Raw genomic sequence first — 15,110 nt, 5'->3', positions numbered from 1 at the left:
CCCCCGGCCGGCGGCTGCGCCGGCCGGGGGGCGCGCCGCTCGGCCACGTTGTCATCGTCGGGCGTCCTGGGCGCCGGCGCGGGGCGGCTGCTGGGGCGGCCAAGGATTTCCTCCTCGATCCGCCGGGCTTCGGCGTCGATGGCGCCGGGGTCCAAACCGCCGTCCTGGGCGGATTGCTGGCTGCCGCCGTCCCGGGCGCCGCCGTGGTGTGCGGTCCCGGCCGCCGGCCCGGTGGGGGCGGCGCCTGTGCGGTCGCCGCCTGCGGCGGCGATCTTCTCGTACGCCGAGATGTTGTCGACGGCGGTGCCGTACTTGGGCAGCAGGGCGGAGGCGGCGACGGTCCTGGAGATCAGCTCGTCGGTGCTGGGACCCATCACGGACTCCGGGGCGCGGAGCCGGGTCAGCGCCACCGGGGTCGGCGCGCCCTTCTCATTCAGGACTGTGATGACGGCCTCGCCGATGCCGGCGGTAGTGAGGGTCTCCTCGAGGTCGTAGTCGCTGGTCGGGAAGGTGGAGACGGTGGCCCTGAGGGCCTTGGCGTCCTCCGGGGTATAGGCGCGGAGGGCGTGCTGCACGCGGTTTGCCAGCTGGCCGAGGACGTCGGCGGGGACGTCCTTGGGGGTCTGCGTCACGAAGAAAATTCCGACGCCTTTGGACCTGATGAGCCGGACGGTGGTGGTGATCGCGTCAAGGAAGGCTTTCGAGGCGCCGTTGAACAGCAAGTGGGCCTCATCGAGGAAGAACACGAGCTTGGGCTTGTCGAGGTCCCCGGCCTCGGGCAGGTCCTCGAAGAGGTCGGCCAGCAGCCACATGAGGAACGTCGAGAAGAGCATGGGCTTGGTCTGCAGCGTCGGAAGCTCCAGACAGCTCACCACACCGCGGCCGTCCGGCGCGGTACGCAGCAGTTCCGCGGTGTCGAACTCGGGTTCGCCGAAGAACTTCTCCATACCCTGCGCCTCGAGCGTGATCAGTTCGCGCAGGATCACGCCGGCGGTTGCCTTGGAGAGGCCGCCTAGTTCCTCAAGCTCGTCCTTGCCCTCGGCCGACGTCAGGAATTGGATCACGGCCCGCAGGTCCTTGAGGTCGATCAGCTCCAGGTCTTTCTTGTCCGCGAAATGGAAGACGAGCTGCAGGCTGGATTCCTGGGTCTCGTTCAGGTCCATGATGCGGGAGAGCAGGATGGGGCCGAAGGAGGTGATGGTGGCGCGGACCGGTATGCCCTTGCCGTCGCCGCCGAGGGCCAGGAACTCCACCGGAAAAGTCTTGCCGGACCAGGCCTGGCCGATGCTCTCCGTGCGGGCCAGGAGTTTTTCTGTGCCCGTGGCGGCGGTGGCCAGACCCGAGAGGTCGCCCTTGATGTCGGCCAGGAACACCGGCACMCCCGCGGTGGAAAGCTGTTCGGCCATCATGTGCAGCGTGACGGTCTTGCCCGTGCCTGTCGCACCGGCCACGAGGCCGTGCCGGTTCATCATCGCGAGCGGCAGCCGGACGGAGGCTTCCTTGTGGAGTTCGCCGTCGACGATCGCCGCGCCGAGCTCGATCGTCGGGCCGTCCAGGGTGTAGCCCTGGACGATCGTGGCGACTTTGTCTGCAGTGGATTTGATGGCCATGCGGTTAGCTTAGCCGGGTCCGGGGTTCCCGGACCCGGCTAAGCGTGGCTTATTCGGCGAGGGCCTTGAGGACCTCCTTGGCCACGTCCTCGCTGGACTGCGGGTTCTGCCCGGTGATGAGGTTTCCGTCCCGCACAACATGAGACGTCCAGGCCGCGCCGTTCTCCACTACCGCGCCCTTCTCCTCCAGGACGTCCTCCACGAACCACGGTGTATTGGGTCCCGTGCCGCCACCCAGCTCCTCCTCATTGGTGAAAACGGTGAGGCGGCGTCCGGCGAAGGTGAACGCGCCGTCGTCGTCCGTGGCGCTCAACAGCCCGGCCGGGCCGTGGCAGAACGGCGCGATGATCATGCCGGCCGTGTTGACGGCCGTCAGCAGACGGCCAAGATCTGCATCCTGGTAAAGGTCGGCCATGGGCCCGTGTCCGCCCGGCATCACGACGGCGTCGTAGGCGGAGGCGTCGACGTCGGCCAGCACMAGCGGGTTGGACAGTTCGGCGTCGAGGGAATCGATGTAGCGGCGGAAGCTATCCGCACGGTCCTGCCCGCCGGCGGACTCAGCCGCGAGGCTCACCTCATCCACCGTCGGCTTCTTGCCGCCCGGAGTGGCGATGTGCACGGTGTGGCCCGCGTCGAGAAGGGTCCGGTGGGAGACGGCGAGCTCCTCGGCCCAGTACCCGGTGGGGTGGTCGCTGCCGTCGCGCATTGTCAGGGAATCTGCTGCCGAGACAACCATCAGAATATTTTTAGCCATGGTGTTGCTCCTGTTCTGCCGGCAGGGCCGGCGGACGGTGGATGAGGTGAATATGGGAAGCGGCGCGGTTCAGCGGGTCGCTTTGAGTTCCGCATAGGTGGCGTCGTCGAGGACGACGCCGGCGGCGGCCAGGTTCTCTTCAAGGTGCTTGACGGAGCCGGTGCCGGGGATCGGCATCATGACGGGGGACCGGCGCAGAAGCCAGGCCAGGGCCACCTGGGAAGTCGTGGCGCCCAGCCGCTTCGCAGCCTCGTCGAGCGGTCCGCCCGGCCGGGCCAGCTCGCCGGCGGAGATCGGCGCCCACGGAATGAAGCCGATGCCGTTCTCCTCGGCGTRCTCGAGGACGTCCTCGGAGCTGCGGTCGGTGAGGTTGTAGCGGTTCTGCACCGTAGAGACCGTGAAGTACCTCCCGGCTTCCTCCAGTTCCTCCACGCTGACCTGGGAGAGGCCGAGGGCCTTGACCTTGCCTTCCTTTTGCAGATCGCGCAGCACGGCGAACTGCTCCTCGCGGTCCACCTTGGGGTCGATCCGGTGCAGCTGCAGGAGGTCGAGGGCGTCGACCTTGAGCTTGCGCAGGCTCAGTTCCGTCTGCTGGCGCAGGTATTCGGGCCGGCCGACCGGAACCCAGGCGTTGGGTCCGGTGCGGGTGAATCCCACCTTCGTCGCAATCTTGACGCCGTCCCGGTAGGGGTGCAACGCCTCGGCGAGGATTTCCTCGCTGATGTTGGGGCCGTACGAGTCGGCGGTGTCAATGAAGTCGACGCCAAGCTCCACGGCGCGGCGTACCACGGCGACCGCCGCGGCGCGGTCTGCCGGCTCGCCCCAGACGCCGTCGCCGACGATCCGCATGGCGCCAAAGCCCAGCCGGCGGACGGTTGCCAGGTCCTTCAGGGCGATCGTGGCGGATTTTTCCGGATGCTGTGCTTTGTCATGGCTCATAGGGAAGAGAACATCCTCAGCCTGCTGACTATTCCAAGGTTTCCTAACGGGGCGTCCCCGCCCCGGCGATGCGGGGCCGTGAGCAGCGGCCGTCCGGTCCGAGGATATGCGCCCTTCGGATTTACGCTAACGATTGGAAATTATGCCTTAGACTGTGGCATGCCCAACTCGCTCCCGCGCATCGTGCTGGCCTTTGTCGTGACCCTCGGCCTTGTCCTGCTGGGCGGAAGCCCCGCATCGGCCGCTACGGCCAGTACCTCGGGACCCGGAATCGATGTGTCCTGGCCGCAATGCGGGAAGACCCTCCCAAAGCAGCCGGTCTTCGCGATCGTCGGCGTCAACCATGGCCTGGCCAACAACACGAACCCGTGCCTGGCAAGCCAGCTGGCCTGGGCCAAGACCGCAAAGTCCCCGGCAGCCACGGCGCAGCCGAGGGTGGCGTTGTACGTCAACACGGCCAACCCCGCCCGGCAGGGGTCCTGGTGGCCGATGTTGAACACCTACAACGGGGTGAAGGTCACAAACCCCTACGGCAACTGCGCCTTGGGGTCGCTCAAAGCCTGCTCCTATATGTATGGGTGGGCCAAGGCGTCCGACGACGCCAAGCGCCGCGGGCTCAGCAATCCGCAGTCCTACCTCTGGTGGCTGGATGTGGAAACGGAAAACACTTGGCAGGAAGACAAAGCCGCCAACGTCGCCGTCCTGGAAGGCATGGCCGCCTACTTCAAGAAGATCGGCGCCCGCGTGGGCCTCTACTCCACCGCCTACCAGTGGGGGGAGATCGCCGGAAGCGTGAAGTTCACCAGCCCGCTGGCAGGACTGCCGAGCTGGCTCGCTGGAGCGGGATCGGCGGCCGGGGCCAAGGCGAACTGCGCCCGCCCCGGACTCACCTCGAACAGCCGCGTCTCGATGACGCAGTACATCTCGGGGGGCCTTGACTACAACTACTCGTGCCCCTGAGCCGCCCGCAGAAATATCCCGGGGGCCGCCGTCGTTGACCCCAGTGTGCCCGCGCCGGAGACCCGGTGCCACCCAGGACCGCAGTCCAAACTCCGGCCCGCACACTGCTCCGCTACGAAAGGCCGGCTTTTCCGTGACTGTTCCGCTTTCCATTCTTGATCTCGCTACCATCGGCCCGGGCCAGACGGCGGCGGATAGCTTCGCCGGCAGCGTGGCCATGGCGCAGCTCGCCGAGGACCGGGGTTACCGGCGGATCTGGTACGCCGAGCACCACAACATGTCCGCGATCGCCTCGTCCGCCACGAGTGTGCTGATCGCCCACGTCGCGGCCCACACTTCCAGCATCCGGCTCGGCGCCGGCGGCGTGATGCTGCCCAACCACTCCCCTTTGACCATCGCGGAACAGTTCGGCACGCTTGAGACCCTGCACCCGGGCAGGATCGACCTCGGCCTGGGCCGGGCGCCGGGCAGCGACCAGAACACCATGYGCGCCCTGCGCCGCGATCCGATGTCGGCGGACAGCTTCCCGCAGGACGTCCTGGAGCTCCAGGGCTACCTGAGCGGCCCCACCCGCATCCAGGGCGTCGAGGCCACCCCGGGCAAGGGCACCAACGTGCCGCTGTACATCCTGGGTTCCTCCCTGTTCGGCGCCAGGCTGGCCGCCCAGCTGGGCCTGCCCTATGCGTTCGCCTCGCACTTCGCGCCCAACGCGCTGCAGGATGCGGTGGCGGTCTACCGCCGCGAATTCCGGCCCTCCGCGCAGCTCGAGGCGCCGCACGTGATCGCCGGAGTCAATGTCATTGCCGCCGATTCCGCCGCTGAGGCGCAGGCGATGTTCCAGGCCACCAAGCGGGCCAGGGTTTCGTTGTTCTTCGGCAATGGCCGCGTGTTTAGCGACGACGAGGCGGACATGATCCTGGACTCGCCCCAGGGCCAGCAGATGGCGCAGATGATGAAGTACTCCGCGGTGGGCACCCCCGAGGCTGTTCTTGCGTACCTCGAGGAGTTCACGGCGCACGCCGACGCCGACGAACTGATCGTGGCGCACCAGAGCACCGGGACCGAACCCCGGCTCCGTTCCGTGGAACTTCTGGCCGACGCCGCCCGCCTCGTGCGGGCATAACGACCTGGGGGCCTTCCGGGCTACAGTTCCCGGCGGGCGCCCTCGGAGGCGGTGACGGTGAAGATGTGCGGGGCCGCGTACCCGGCCCGGGCGAAGTCGCGGGTAACTCCCGCGGCCACCGTTGCGGCGCCGTCGTTGCGGACCAGAGCGATGGCTGCGCCACCGAAACCGCCGCCGGTCATCCGCGCGCCGATGGCGCCCAATCCCTGCGCGCTGGCCACGGCGAGGTCGAGCTCAGGGGTGGAGATCTCGAAGTCGTCGCGCATGGACTCGTGCGATTCGTTGAGGAACGGCCCGATCGCGGCGGGGCCGGAGGTCCGCAGTGCCGTCACGGTGTCGAGCACCCGCTGGTTTTCCGTGATGATGTGGCGGGCCCGGCGGTAGGTCTGTCCGTCGAGCTGTGCTGCGGCGCGGGGTAGATCGGCCGGGCCCAGCGCCCGCAGGCTGCCGACGCCCAGGCGTCGGGCGCCGTCCTCGCAGGAACGGCGGCGGCTGGCGTAGCCGCCGTCGGCATGGGAATGGCTGGTGCGGGTGTCGATCACGAGCAGACCCACCCCGGCACCGGCGAAGCCGAGGGCAACCGCCTCGGTCGACAGGTTCTGGCAATCGAGCAGGATGCCATGATCGGGCTCACCCAGGAGCGAGGCCGACTGGTCCATGATGCCGGTGGGCGCGCCGACCACCCGGTTCTCGGCCAGCTGGCCGATCCGTGCCAGTTCGGGCCTGCCCAGCCCCAAGCCCCAGAGATCGTTCAGGGCCAGGGCCACCGCGCATTCGATGGCGGCGGAGGAGGACAGCCCGGCGCCGGCCGGGACATCCGAGGTCAGCGCCAGGTCCAGGCCGGACATCCCGGACGGGACGCCGGAACCGGCTGCGGAACCGGACGCGACGTCGGAACCGGCGCCGCCGGCCGCCGCCCGGGACATCGCCCAGGCCACGCCGAGGGGGTACGCGGCCCAGCCGGTGAGGCTATCCGGCTCCAGGCGGTCGAGGCTTACCTCTATGACGCCGGGGAAAGAGCTGCTGGTGACCCGGAGCAGACGGTCTGCGCGGACGCGGGCCGCCACCGTGGTGCGCTTGTCGATCGCGATCGGAAACGCGAAGCCCTCGTTGTAATCCGTGTGCTCACCGATCAGGTTGACCCGCCCGGGCGCCGACCACAAGCCGTCCGGCGCGCCCCCAAACTCACTGGAAAAGTACCCACTTTCCCGTTCAAGGACCTCGTTCATGGCTGGGCTGCTTCCTGTTCTGTTGCCGGGAGTTCTGTACGGAATGGCTCGAGCCCTGCTGTACGCGGTGGCCGCGATGCTGCCTCCATGGCGTCGCGGAGCCGGGCGGCGGCCGTTTCCGGCGGGATGTCCGCGATGAATGCCCCCATCGCGGCTTCCGACCCTGCCAGGTACTTGAGCTTGTCCTCCTCCCGGCGGGGCGAGGTCAGTTGCAGCATGAGCCGGATGTCGTCCCGGTGGGCGTGGACGGGAGCCTGGTGCCACGCCGAAATGTACGGCGTGGGGCTGTCGTAGAGGGCATCGACGCCACGCAGGAGCTGGCGGTACAGCAGGGAGAACTCATCGCGTTCCTCGTCGGTCGTGGCGGCGAGGTCCGGGACGTGCCGGTGCGGGAGGATATGCACTTCCAGCGGCCAGCGCGCCGCAAACGGGACAAACGCCGTCCAGTGCTCGCCCTGGAGCAGCACCCGCTCGGATTTCTGCTCGAAGCTGAGGATGTCCTCGAACAGCGAGCCGCCGTAACTTTCGATCGTGCGGACCAACTGGGCCGTGCGCGGCGTGATGTACGGGTAGGCGTAGATCTGTCCGTGCGGGTGGTGCAGCGTCACGCCGATCGCTTCGCCGCGGTTCTCGAACGGAAAGACCTGTTCGACGCCGGGCAGCGCGGACAGCGCGGCCGTCCGGTCCGCCCAGGCTTCCACCACTGTGCGCATCCGGGACAGGGGCAGGCCCGCCAGGGAGCCGGTGTGTTCCGGGGAGAAGCACACCACTTCGCACCGGCCCACGGACTGCCGGCTGCGCCCCAGCCCTACCCGGGCGAGGTCATCCAGGCCTTCCGGCGCGGCGGCCCCCGCCAGGTCCGGCCCGAAGGAGGGAGACTTGTTTTCGAAGACGGCGACGTCGTAGAGGCTCGGAATCTCCGAGGGATTCTCCGGCGACGCCGGGGCCAGTGGGTCCAGGTGCGAGGGCGGCAGGACCACCCGGTTCTGCCGGGCGGCCGCGATCGAGATCCACTCCCCGGTCAGGACGTCCTGGCGCATGGTGGCCGTGGGCGGCCGGACCGCCGGCGCGCGGAGATCCTCGCCCCGGTGCGGGGGCAGGACGGTATCGGCATCATCGAAGTAGATGATGTCCCGGCCGTCGGAGAGCTTGTGGGAGCGTTTCGTAATCTGGCCCATGCTAGGGGTTCCTCACGGGGTGTGCGCTGTTTGCGGCTGGATCGGCGGCCGGAGCGCCGGCGGTGGTACGGCGGACTGCCAGGAGCAGCCCGTGTTCCGGGTTCAGGACCGGCATTGGGAGCCCGGATTCGGCCAGGAAGCGTCCCGACGCCTCGACGCCGCCCGCAAGCCACGCCGGTGGCGCCGCCTGCAGGAACGCCCGCCGGTCCTCGGCCGCCGGGTAGACCGTTTCCACCCGGTACGCGGTGTCCGGGAGCAGCCCGGGCAGGCAGACCTTCCCCGGGACTTCGGCGAACGAGGTCGCCACCGAGACCAGGGCGTAGAGGGCCTCCCCACCGTCGTGGGACACGACGCCGTGCAGCCGGAGGGCCGGATCGGGCTCGTCGGCCCGCACCATGCGCCCGCTGTGGAGGAGCGGCCGGTACTGCTTGAACAGCGCGATGGCTCGGGCAAGCTCGGTACGTTCGGCATCGTCGAGGCGCCGGACATCCCATTCGAGGCCGAAGTGGCCGAACATCGCGGTGATCGCCCGGAACGAGAGATCGTGCGTTCGCGCCGTGGTGTGGCTCGTGGTGGGGCCAATGTGCGATCCGACGAGCTCCGGCGGCACCACCACGCCGGTCCAGCGCTGGATGGTCTGCCGTTCCAGGGCATCGTTGCAGTCCGAGGCCCAGATCCGGTCGGTGCGCTCCAGGATGCCGAGATCCACGCGGGCCCCGCCGGAGGAGCAGCTTTCAATCTCGACGCCGGGGTGGGCCTTGCGGAGCTCGTCCAGGAGCCGGTAGACGGCCTGAGTCTGGGCGTGCACGGACGGGCGGCCAGCGTGGCCCATCTCGGCCAGGTCCCGGTTCTGGTCCCATTTGAGGTAACTGATCCGGTATTCGCTCAACAGGGCATCGAGCCTGTCGAAGATGTATTGCCAGGCCGCCGGATTGACCAGGTCAAGGACCTGCTGGTGCCGCCATTGCATGGGCAGCCGGCCAGTCAGCCGGCCGGCCGGGCCGCCGTCGTCGGGCGGGTTGCCCCCGGCGGACTGGTTCCCCCCGGGGCTCCGGGGTGCGGGGCCGGCGATCCAGTCCGGATGGGCGCGGGCCAGGTCCGAGTCCAGGTTGACCATTTCGGGTTCGACCCAGAGCCCGAATTCCATGCCGTGGCCTGTGACCGCGTCGATCAGCGGCGTGAGGCCCTCGGGCCACAGGTCCTCGTCGACGTACCAGTCGCCAAGGCCGGCGTGATCGTCGCGGCGGCCGCGGAACCAGCCGTCGTCGAGGACGAAGCGTTCCACGCCGAGCCCGGCGGCCGCTTCGGCGAGTTCGAGCAGGGGCTCGAGGCGGTGGTCGAAGTACACCGCTTCCCAGACGTTGAGCACCACGGGACGGGCCTTGCCGGACCGCACGCCGGGATGGTGCGGGCGCCCGCGGAACCAGCTGTAGAAGGCATCGCTGATGCCGTCCAGGCCCGCGGCGGAGTAGGCAGCGTACAGCCACGGGGTCTCGTAGCTGGCGTTCGCTGCCACGCTGATCTCGCCGGTGCCGAGCAGTTCCGAGGCGCCCAGGACGGTCCGGCCGTCCGCGGCGGCGTCAACGAAGCTCTCGTGGTTGCCGCTCCAGCCCAGATGCACGGCCCAGACCTGCCCGTGGCGGTTCCCGAATCCGGGGGTGCCGGCCGCCAGCAGGAGCGAGGCGTCGTGGCCGGTCCGGCCGTGCCGGCCCGAGCGGACCCATGTGCCTTGGCGCAGCGGCAGGCGCTGGGGGTGGGACTCCCGGCACCAGCGGCCGGTCAGGTCCAGGATTTCTGTGGCGGCGCGGCCCACGGGCAGCACGGCTGCGAGTTCGTCGAGGCTGTACGGGCCGGCGCCGTCGTTGTCGAGCCGGTGCCGGAGCTGGAGCAGGCCGCCGTCGTTGATCCTGATCTCCGTGCGGACGCTGACACCGGCCTCGGGGTCGGCCTGGGTGATGACGGCCGAGCAGTCCGCCCCGCGGGACCGCCCGGCGCTGGACAGCTCAGCACTGGATCGTTCAACACTGACAACACGCAGACGGGCCGAGAACGCCTGGCCGTTCCGGTGGCCGCGAAGGCCGGGGCGCCCGCGCCAGCCGGAGGACGCCTGCGGGATCACGCCCAGCGTCACCGGGACGTCGAGGGCCGAGTGCGGCACGGCCTGGCCCAGCAGCGAAAGATCCGGCAGGGCCGGGCCGAGGTCGGCGCCGAAGTGCAGCATGGCGGCCTCGCCCGTGCTGAAGTCGATCAGCAGGGACGTTCCGGAGCGGCGCAGGTACAACGGCTCCAGATTCTGCGGCGACAGGTCCGGGACGCCCACGGGGGAGCGGGTCTCGGCGGCAAGGGTGAGGTCCGGGTTGTTCACGGCAGCTCCAGGCGTAGTGGTTTGGGTGGGCGGGGGCCGGGCGGTCAGCCTGTGGCTGCTGCGGGGCTGGCTGCGCTGATGCTCCGGGCGTCGCCGGTATGGGCCAGGCGGAGCCGGCCGACGCGCTCGCCGAGGATGCGCCGGGCCTCGCTGCCCAGAAGGTCATCGCTGATGAGTTCGTCAGCGTCCTCCAGGCCGGCGATCGTGCTGATGCCGAGGGTGCCCCACTTGGTGTGGTCCGCCAGCACCACCACCCGCCGGGCCGCGGTGACGAAGGCCCTGTCGGTTTCGGCCTCGAGCACGTTGGGGGTGGTGAACCCGGCATCGGCGTCGACACCGTGGACGCCGAGGAACAATACGTCCAGATGCAGCTGTTTGAGCGAGGAAGTGGCCAAAGGCCCGACGAGGGCGTCCGAGGGTGTGCGCTCGCCGCCGGTCAGGATCACGGTGGACGGGGAGGCGCTCTGGTGGAAGACATCCGCGATCCGCACGGAGTTGGTGACCACCGTGATCCGCGGGCCGGCGGACAGCAGCTGGGCCAGCGCCCACGTGGTGGTGCCGGCGCTGAGCCCCACCGCCATGCCCTCGCGCACCTGTGCGGCCGCCTCCTGCGCAATCGCCATCTTCTCGTCCTTGAGCTGGGTCACCTTCAGCTCGAAGCCTGGCTCGTGGGTGCCGGCGCCGCCGGGCAACTTGGCCCCGCCGTGGATCTTCTCCACGGCGCCCGCCGCGTCGAGGGCCTCGATGTCCCGCCGCACGGTCATCAGCGAGACGCCGAGCATCTTGGCGAGGTCCGCGACACGGACGATCCGCTCACGCTGGACCTCCGCGAGGATGGCGGAATGGCGGGCTGCGGCTAGCATGTGGAGTCCTTACAGGTTTGAGTGGTTTGAGTGGCTGGCGGAGGTGCCGACCAATCGGGCGGCAGCGGAACGGACGACGGCGACACTGCCGGCCGCGAGGCCGAGTCCGCCGTCGAGTTCGGCGCCGGTGAGCAGGTCCACGCCTTCCAGCGGCAGCCGGACGTCGTGGGCGCCGTGGTTGATGCAGAACGTCCAGTCCGTCCCGTCCTTGCTGCGCCGGACCACTTCGACGTCGGCCGGCAGGTCCGGGACGAGCGGCTGCACCCTGGCATCGGCGCAGACGACGGCGAGCAGTTCGCCCAAGCCTTCCGGCGCGAGTGACGTGGCGACATAGTAGGAGCGGCCGCTTCCGGCACGGTTACGGGTCACGGCGGGAGAACCGGCGGCCGGTCCCTCTTCCACGGCCGCGAGGACCTCGGCGGTGGTGGCATGCCCCAATTCGTTCCAGCAGGTACCCGCCCCGAAGCTGCTGAGCCGGATACTTTCGCCGCCGCGCAGCGGGAAAAACTCTTCCATCTTCACGCCCAGCAGTCCGCTGAACGCGCCGGGATAGCTGCCAAGCCTGATGTGGTCATTTTCGTCCACGATACCGGAGAAATAGGTCACCACGAGGTGGCCGCCGGAGCGCACGTACGCGTCAAGTTTCGTGGCCCCGGCATCGCTCACGAGGTACTGCATCGGCGCGACGACGAGCCGGTAGCCGGACAGGTCATCGGTACTTTGGCGGAAGTCGGTGGGGATGCCGGAGCGGTAGAAGGCATCGTGCCAGCGCCTGGTTTCGGCGATGTTGGAGGCGTCCACGCTCGGGTGCGAGTCCAGTTCCGAGGCCCAGCGGGCGTCAGTGTCGTGGAGGATCGCGACGTCCACCCGGCCGGACGCGCCCGTAACTACCGAGCCGCTGACTTCGGCCAGGCTGCGCAGCGCCTGGCCCAGCTGCACCACTTCGCGCCAAACCTTGGTGTCCGTGCCGGCGTGCGGCAGCAGCCCGGAATGGAACTTTTCGGCGCCGGCCCGCGAGGCCCGCCACTGGAAGAAGAGCGCGCCGTCGGCGCCGCGGGCTACATGCTGCAGGGAATTGCGCAGCATCTCGCCGGGCGCTTTGGCGATGTTGCGCGGCTGCCAGTTCACGGCCGAGGTCGAATGCTCCATGAGCAGCCACGGCTTGCCCTTGGCCCAGCCGCGGGTGAGGTCCGCGGTTGCCGCCAGTTCCTGGAAGTTCCGCGGATCCTCGGCAATCAGGTAGTGGTCGTTGGAGACCACATCCATCTCTTCGGACCAGCGCCAGTAGTCCACGGGCTGGTGCAGGCCCATGTTGAAACCCATGAAGTTGGTGGTCACGGGATGTCCCGAGTGCGTGCGGATGATCGCGGCCTCGGCCTTGTAGCATTCGAGCAGCTCATCGGAGGAGTAGCGGGCGAAGTCCAGCTGCTGGGTCGGGTTCACCCAGGTCCCGGAGGTGCGCGGCGGCAGGATCTGCTCCCAGGCCGAGTAGCGCTGGGACCAGAAGGCGGTGCCCCACGCGGCATTGAGGGCCTCCAGGCTGCCGTACCGGCGTTCGAGCCAGCGCCGGAAACCTGCGGCGGCACCGTCCGAGAAATCAGGCTGGTTGTGGCAGCCGTACTCGTTGTGGACATGCCACATCACGACGGCGGGGTGGTCCTTGTACCGGGTGGCGATCTGCTCGGTCAGGGCCGCGGCGGCCCGGCGGTATTCGGCACTCGAGGCCGCGAAGGCCTGCCGGGAACCGTAGCTGTGCCGCACGCCGTCGGCCGTCACGGGCAGAGACTCGGGGTACTTGTGGCTGAACCAGGGCGGCGGCGACGCCGTGGCGTTCGCCAGGTCCACCCGGATGCCGTTGGCGTGCAGCAGGTCCAGGACCCGGTCCAGCCAGCCGAACTCGTAGACGCCCTCGGACGGCTCAAGCAGGGACCAGCTGAAGATGCCCACGCTGACCAGGTTGACGCCGGCCTCGCGCATCAGCCGGACGTCCTCGTCCCAGGTCTCCTCGGGCCACTGCTCCGGGTTGTAGTCTCCGCCGAATGCCAGCATCGGGGAGCCTTCGGAGCCGAGGCGGGCGGTGATGTAGTCCATGGCGTTGTTCTGGTTGGAGCTGTTGTCCACGTTTATCCTTTGCTGGAGCCGAGGGTCAGGCCCGCCACGAAGTGGCGCTGCAGGAGCAGGTAGATGATCAGGGCCGGAACAGCCGTGATCATGGCGCCGGCGGCGATCAGGTTGTAGTTGGAGAGGAACTGGCCCTGGAGGTTGTTGATCGCGGTGGTGACCGGAAGCCGGTCTCCGCTTTGGATGAAGAGCAGGGGCCAGAAGAAGTCGTTGTAAATGAAGATCACCTCGAGCGTGCCCATGGCGGCCAGGGCCGGGCGGCACAGCGGCAGGATGATGTCCCAGTACTGGCGCCAGACGCCGGCACCGTCAACCAGGGCCGCCTCGGTCAGCTCGGGGGACAGGGCCTTCATGTAGTTCGAGAGGACGAACGTCACGAAGCCGATCTGGAAGGCGGTGTCCACGGCGATCACGCTGATGTAGGTGTTGAGCAGGTTCCCTGAATCGCTGACGGCGTAGGGAAGCTCGAAGTGCTTGAACATTTCAAAGAGCGGCGCCGCGAGCACCTGCGGCGGCAACAGGTTTCCGGCGGTGAACATGATCAGCAAGGTGATGTTGAACTTCCAGCTCACCCGGCTCACGGCGAACGCCATCATGGAGGCGAAGAAGAGGATCAGGAACACCGAGGGGACCGTGATGAGCACGGAGTTCCAGAACAGCTGGGAAAAGCCGCCCTGTGTCCAGGCCTGGGCGAAGTTGTCGAAGTTGAAGGCGCCGCCGGTGCTGAAGTAGCCGTATTTGTCGGTGTCAGCTTTGGGCCGCAGGGCAGTGAAAATGGCCCAGGCCAGGGGTACGAGCCAGATCGCCGCCATGACGATGAGGAAGACGTGGGTGCCGTAGTGCTTCTTGCCCTGCTTGTTGTTGGCCGGGCGGCCGGGGCGGGGGCCGGTCCTTCCTGGGCCGGAGCTGCGCTGCCGGGCGTCTGCCGGGCTGCCGGCCGCGGCGGCATCGGTTGGATGGGCGATGCTCATGCCTCTTTGTCCTTTCCGAATGCGCGGGAGAGATAAAACGTGATGGGGATCAGCGAGATGACGAGCAGGATGACGGCCAGCGCCGAGCCGATGCCGATCACCTGCCCTTCGCCCACCAGGTTCTGGATGACCAGGGCGCTGATCAGTTCCAGCCCGTTGGTGCCGCGGTTGATCACGTAGACGATGTCGAACGCCCGGAGGGATTCGATGACGGTGATGACGATGATGATGACGTTCACCGGGCGCATGGCCGGGAAGACCACCTGGAAGAAGGTCTGGACCGCGTTGGCGCCGTCGATCTGGGCCGCCTCGCGCAGGGTCGGATCCACGCCCTTGAGCCCGGCCAGGTACAGGATCATGACGTAGCCGGCGTGCCGCCAGGTGGCGGCGAAGAGGGCTGCCCAGATGTTGACGCTGGAATCCCCGAACCAGTCGACGGCCTGGGGCGTGCCGGCGGTGCCAAGCAGGAAGTTCAGGAGGCCGCTGTCCCGGTTGTAGAACAGCTGCCAGATGATCCCGATCAGGGCAAGGGAGAGCATTACCGGGGCGAAGAAGATGCTCTGGTAGATCCGCGTGCCGCGGATGTTCTGGTCCAGGAGCACGGCCAGGAGCAGCCCCAGCGGGGTGGCGACGAGTGCCAGGAACGCCAGCCACAGCACGTTGTGCTGCATGGCCGGCCAAAACGGCGGGTAATCCTGGGCGATGAACTGGTAGTTCTCGACGCCGGCGGGCTTGATGTCGGTCAGCTCCAGCCCGTTCCAGCGGGTGAAGGACAGTCCGACCGACATGAGGGTGGGGATCCAGACCAGTACGAGCTGGATCAGCGTGGGGATGCCCACCATCAAGCCGAGCACCACTTTGTCGCGGCCGGACAGCCGCCGAACCCGCCGCGCGGGGGCTGCGGCTGCTTTGCGCCCCCGCGCCGACGGGTTGGTAGAGACACTCATGGAGATTCCTTGCCTTGTGAAATGCAGAGTGAAATGCGGAGGAAAAGAGC

At 68.4% G+C, this 15,110-nt stretch carries 12 protein-coding genes; 2 read left to right on the top strand and 10 right to left on the bottom strand.

All coding sequences use genetic code 11. The annotated features are described in order from the left end of the window. The 3 genes from AC1D1S_RS12495 to AC1D1S_RS12485 form a co-directional block, all read right to left on the bottom strand. A partial coding sequence (locus tag AC1D1S_RS12495; RefSeq protein WP_476994592.1) for a helicase HerA-like domain-containing protein occupies positions 1-1,610 on the bottom strand: 1,610 nt, incomplete at its 3' end. Between the two features lie 49 nt (positions 1,611-1,659). Continuing rightward, positions 1,660-2,364 (bottom strand): type 1 glutamine amidotransferase domain-containing protein, encoded by a 705-nt coding sequence (locus AC1D1S_RS12490; protein WP_476994591.1) that lies wholly within the window; start codon positions 2,362-2,364, stop codon positions 1,660-1,662. Between the two features lie 69 nt (positions 2,365-2,433). Continuing rightward, positions 2,434-3,303: an aldo/keto reductase gene (locus AC1D1S_RS12485; RefSeq protein ID WP_476994590.1), complete on the bottom strand. Its 870-nt coding sequence runs from the start codon at positions 3,301-3,303 to the stop codon at positions 2,434-2,436. A gap of 159 nt (positions 3,304-3,462) precedes the next feature. Between AC1D1S_RS12485 and AC1D1S_RS12480 the strand changes: the two genes are divergently transcribed. Together AC1D1S_RS12480 and AC1D1S_RS12475 are read left to right on the top strand one after the other, a co-directional pair. Beyond that, positions 3,463-4,263, top strand: a complete 801-nt coding sequence (locus tag AC1D1S_RS12480) for a glycoside hydrolase family 25 domain-containing protein (RefSeq protein WP_476994589.1) — start codon at positions 3,463-3,465, stop codon at positions 4,261-4,263. A 133-nt stretch (positions 4,264-4,396) separates the two neighbouring features. Continuing rightward, positions 4,397-5,386 carry an LLM class flavin-dependent oxidoreductase gene (locus AC1D1S_RS12475; RefSeq protein WP_476994588.1) on the top strand — a complete coding sequence of 330 codons (990 nt, stop codon included), beginning with the start codon at positions 4,397-4,399 and terminating at the stop codon, positions 5,384-5,386. A 20-nt stretch (positions 5,387-5,406) separates the two neighbouring features. On the opposite strand, the gene galK is transcribed toward AC1D1S_RS12475, so the two are convergent. The 7 genes from galK to AC1D1S_RS12440 form a co-directional block, all read right to left on the bottom strand. After that, positions 5,407-6,615, bottom strand: a complete 1,209-nt coding sequence (gene galK, locus AC1D1S_RS12470; RefSeq protein ID WP_476994587.1) for a galactokinase — start codon at positions 6,613-6,615, stop codon at positions 5,407-5,409. Next, entirely contained in the window at positions 6,612-7,793 is a 1,182-nt protein-coding gene (gene galT, locus AC1D1S_RS12465) for a galactose-1-phosphate uridylyltransferase (RefSeq protein ID WP_476945912.1), read from the bottom strand. The genes galK and galT overlap by 4 nt, the downstream gene beginning before the upstream one ends. Position 7,794: 1 nt before the next feature. Next, positions 7,795-10,083: an alpha-galactosidase gene (locus AC1D1S_RS12460; protein ID WP_476994593.1), complete on the bottom strand. Its 2,289-nt coding sequence runs from the start codon at positions 10,081-10,083 to the stop codon at positions 7,795-7,797. 119 nt (positions 10,084-10,202) lie between these two features. Then, positions 10,203-11,021 (bottom strand): DeoR/GlpR family DNA-binding transcription regulator, encoded by an 819-nt coding sequence (locus AC1D1S_RS12455; protein WP_079550600.1) that lies wholly within the window; start codon positions 11,019-11,021, stop codon positions 10,203-10,205. A 9-nt stretch (positions 11,022-11,030) separates the two neighbouring features. Then, positions 11,031-13,142, bottom strand: coding sequence for a beta-galactosidase (locus AC1D1S_RS12450; protein ID WP_476994586.1), 2,112 nt, complete (start codon positions 13,140-13,142; stop codon positions 11,031-11,033). Positions 13,143-13,144: 2 nt separating this feature from the next. Further along, positions 13,145-14,113, bottom strand: coding sequence for a carbohydrate ABC transporter permease (locus AC1D1S_RS12445; protein ID WP_243180492.1), 969 nt, complete (start codon positions 14,111-14,113; stop codon positions 13,145-13,147). Next, positions 14,110-15,060, bottom strand: a complete 951-nt coding sequence (locus AC1D1S_RS12440) for a carbohydrate ABC transporter permease (protein ID WP_028278192.1) — start codon at positions 15,058-15,060, stop codon at positions 14,110-14,112. The genes AC1D1S_RS12445 and AC1D1S_RS12440 overlap by 4 nt, the downstream gene beginning before the upstream one ends. Positions 15,061-15,110 lie beyond the last annotated feature (50 nt).

The sequence above is a fragment of the Arthrobacter sp. P1_A5 genome (assembly GCF_056406825.1).
The sequence above is the reverse complement of the archived record's forward strand: the minus strand, read 5'-3'. Positions and strand labels throughout refer to the sequence as shown.

What these genes read in the sequence shown, in the direction of transcription:
- AC1D1S_RS12480 (WP_476994589.1), top strand. Translation starts at nt 3,463, where the DNA reads ATGCCCAACTCGCTCCCGCGCATCGTGCTGGCCTTTGTCGTGACCCTC.
- galK (WP_476994587.1), bottom strand. Translation starts at nt 6,615, where the DNA reads ATGAACGAGGTCCTTGAACGGGAAAGTGGGTACTTTTCCAGTGAGTTT.
- galT (WP_476945912.1), bottom strand. Translation starts at nt 7,793, where the DNA reads ATGGGCCAGATTACGAAACGCTCCCACAAGCTCTCCGACGGCCGGGAC.
- AC1D1S_RS12455 (WP_079550600.1), bottom strand. Translation starts at nt 11,021, where the DNA reads ATGCTAGCCGCAGCCCGCCATTCCGCCATCCTCGCGGAGGTCCAGCGT.
- AC1D1S_RS12445 (WP_243180492.1), bottom strand. Translation starts at nt 14,113, where the DNA reads ATGAGCATCGCCCATCCAACCGATGCCGCCGCGGCCGGCAGCCCGGCA.
- AC1D1S_RS12440 (WP_028278192.1), bottom strand. Translation starts at nt 15,060, where the DNA reads ATGAGTGTCTCTACCAACCCGTCGGCGCGGGGGCGCAAAGCAGCCGCA.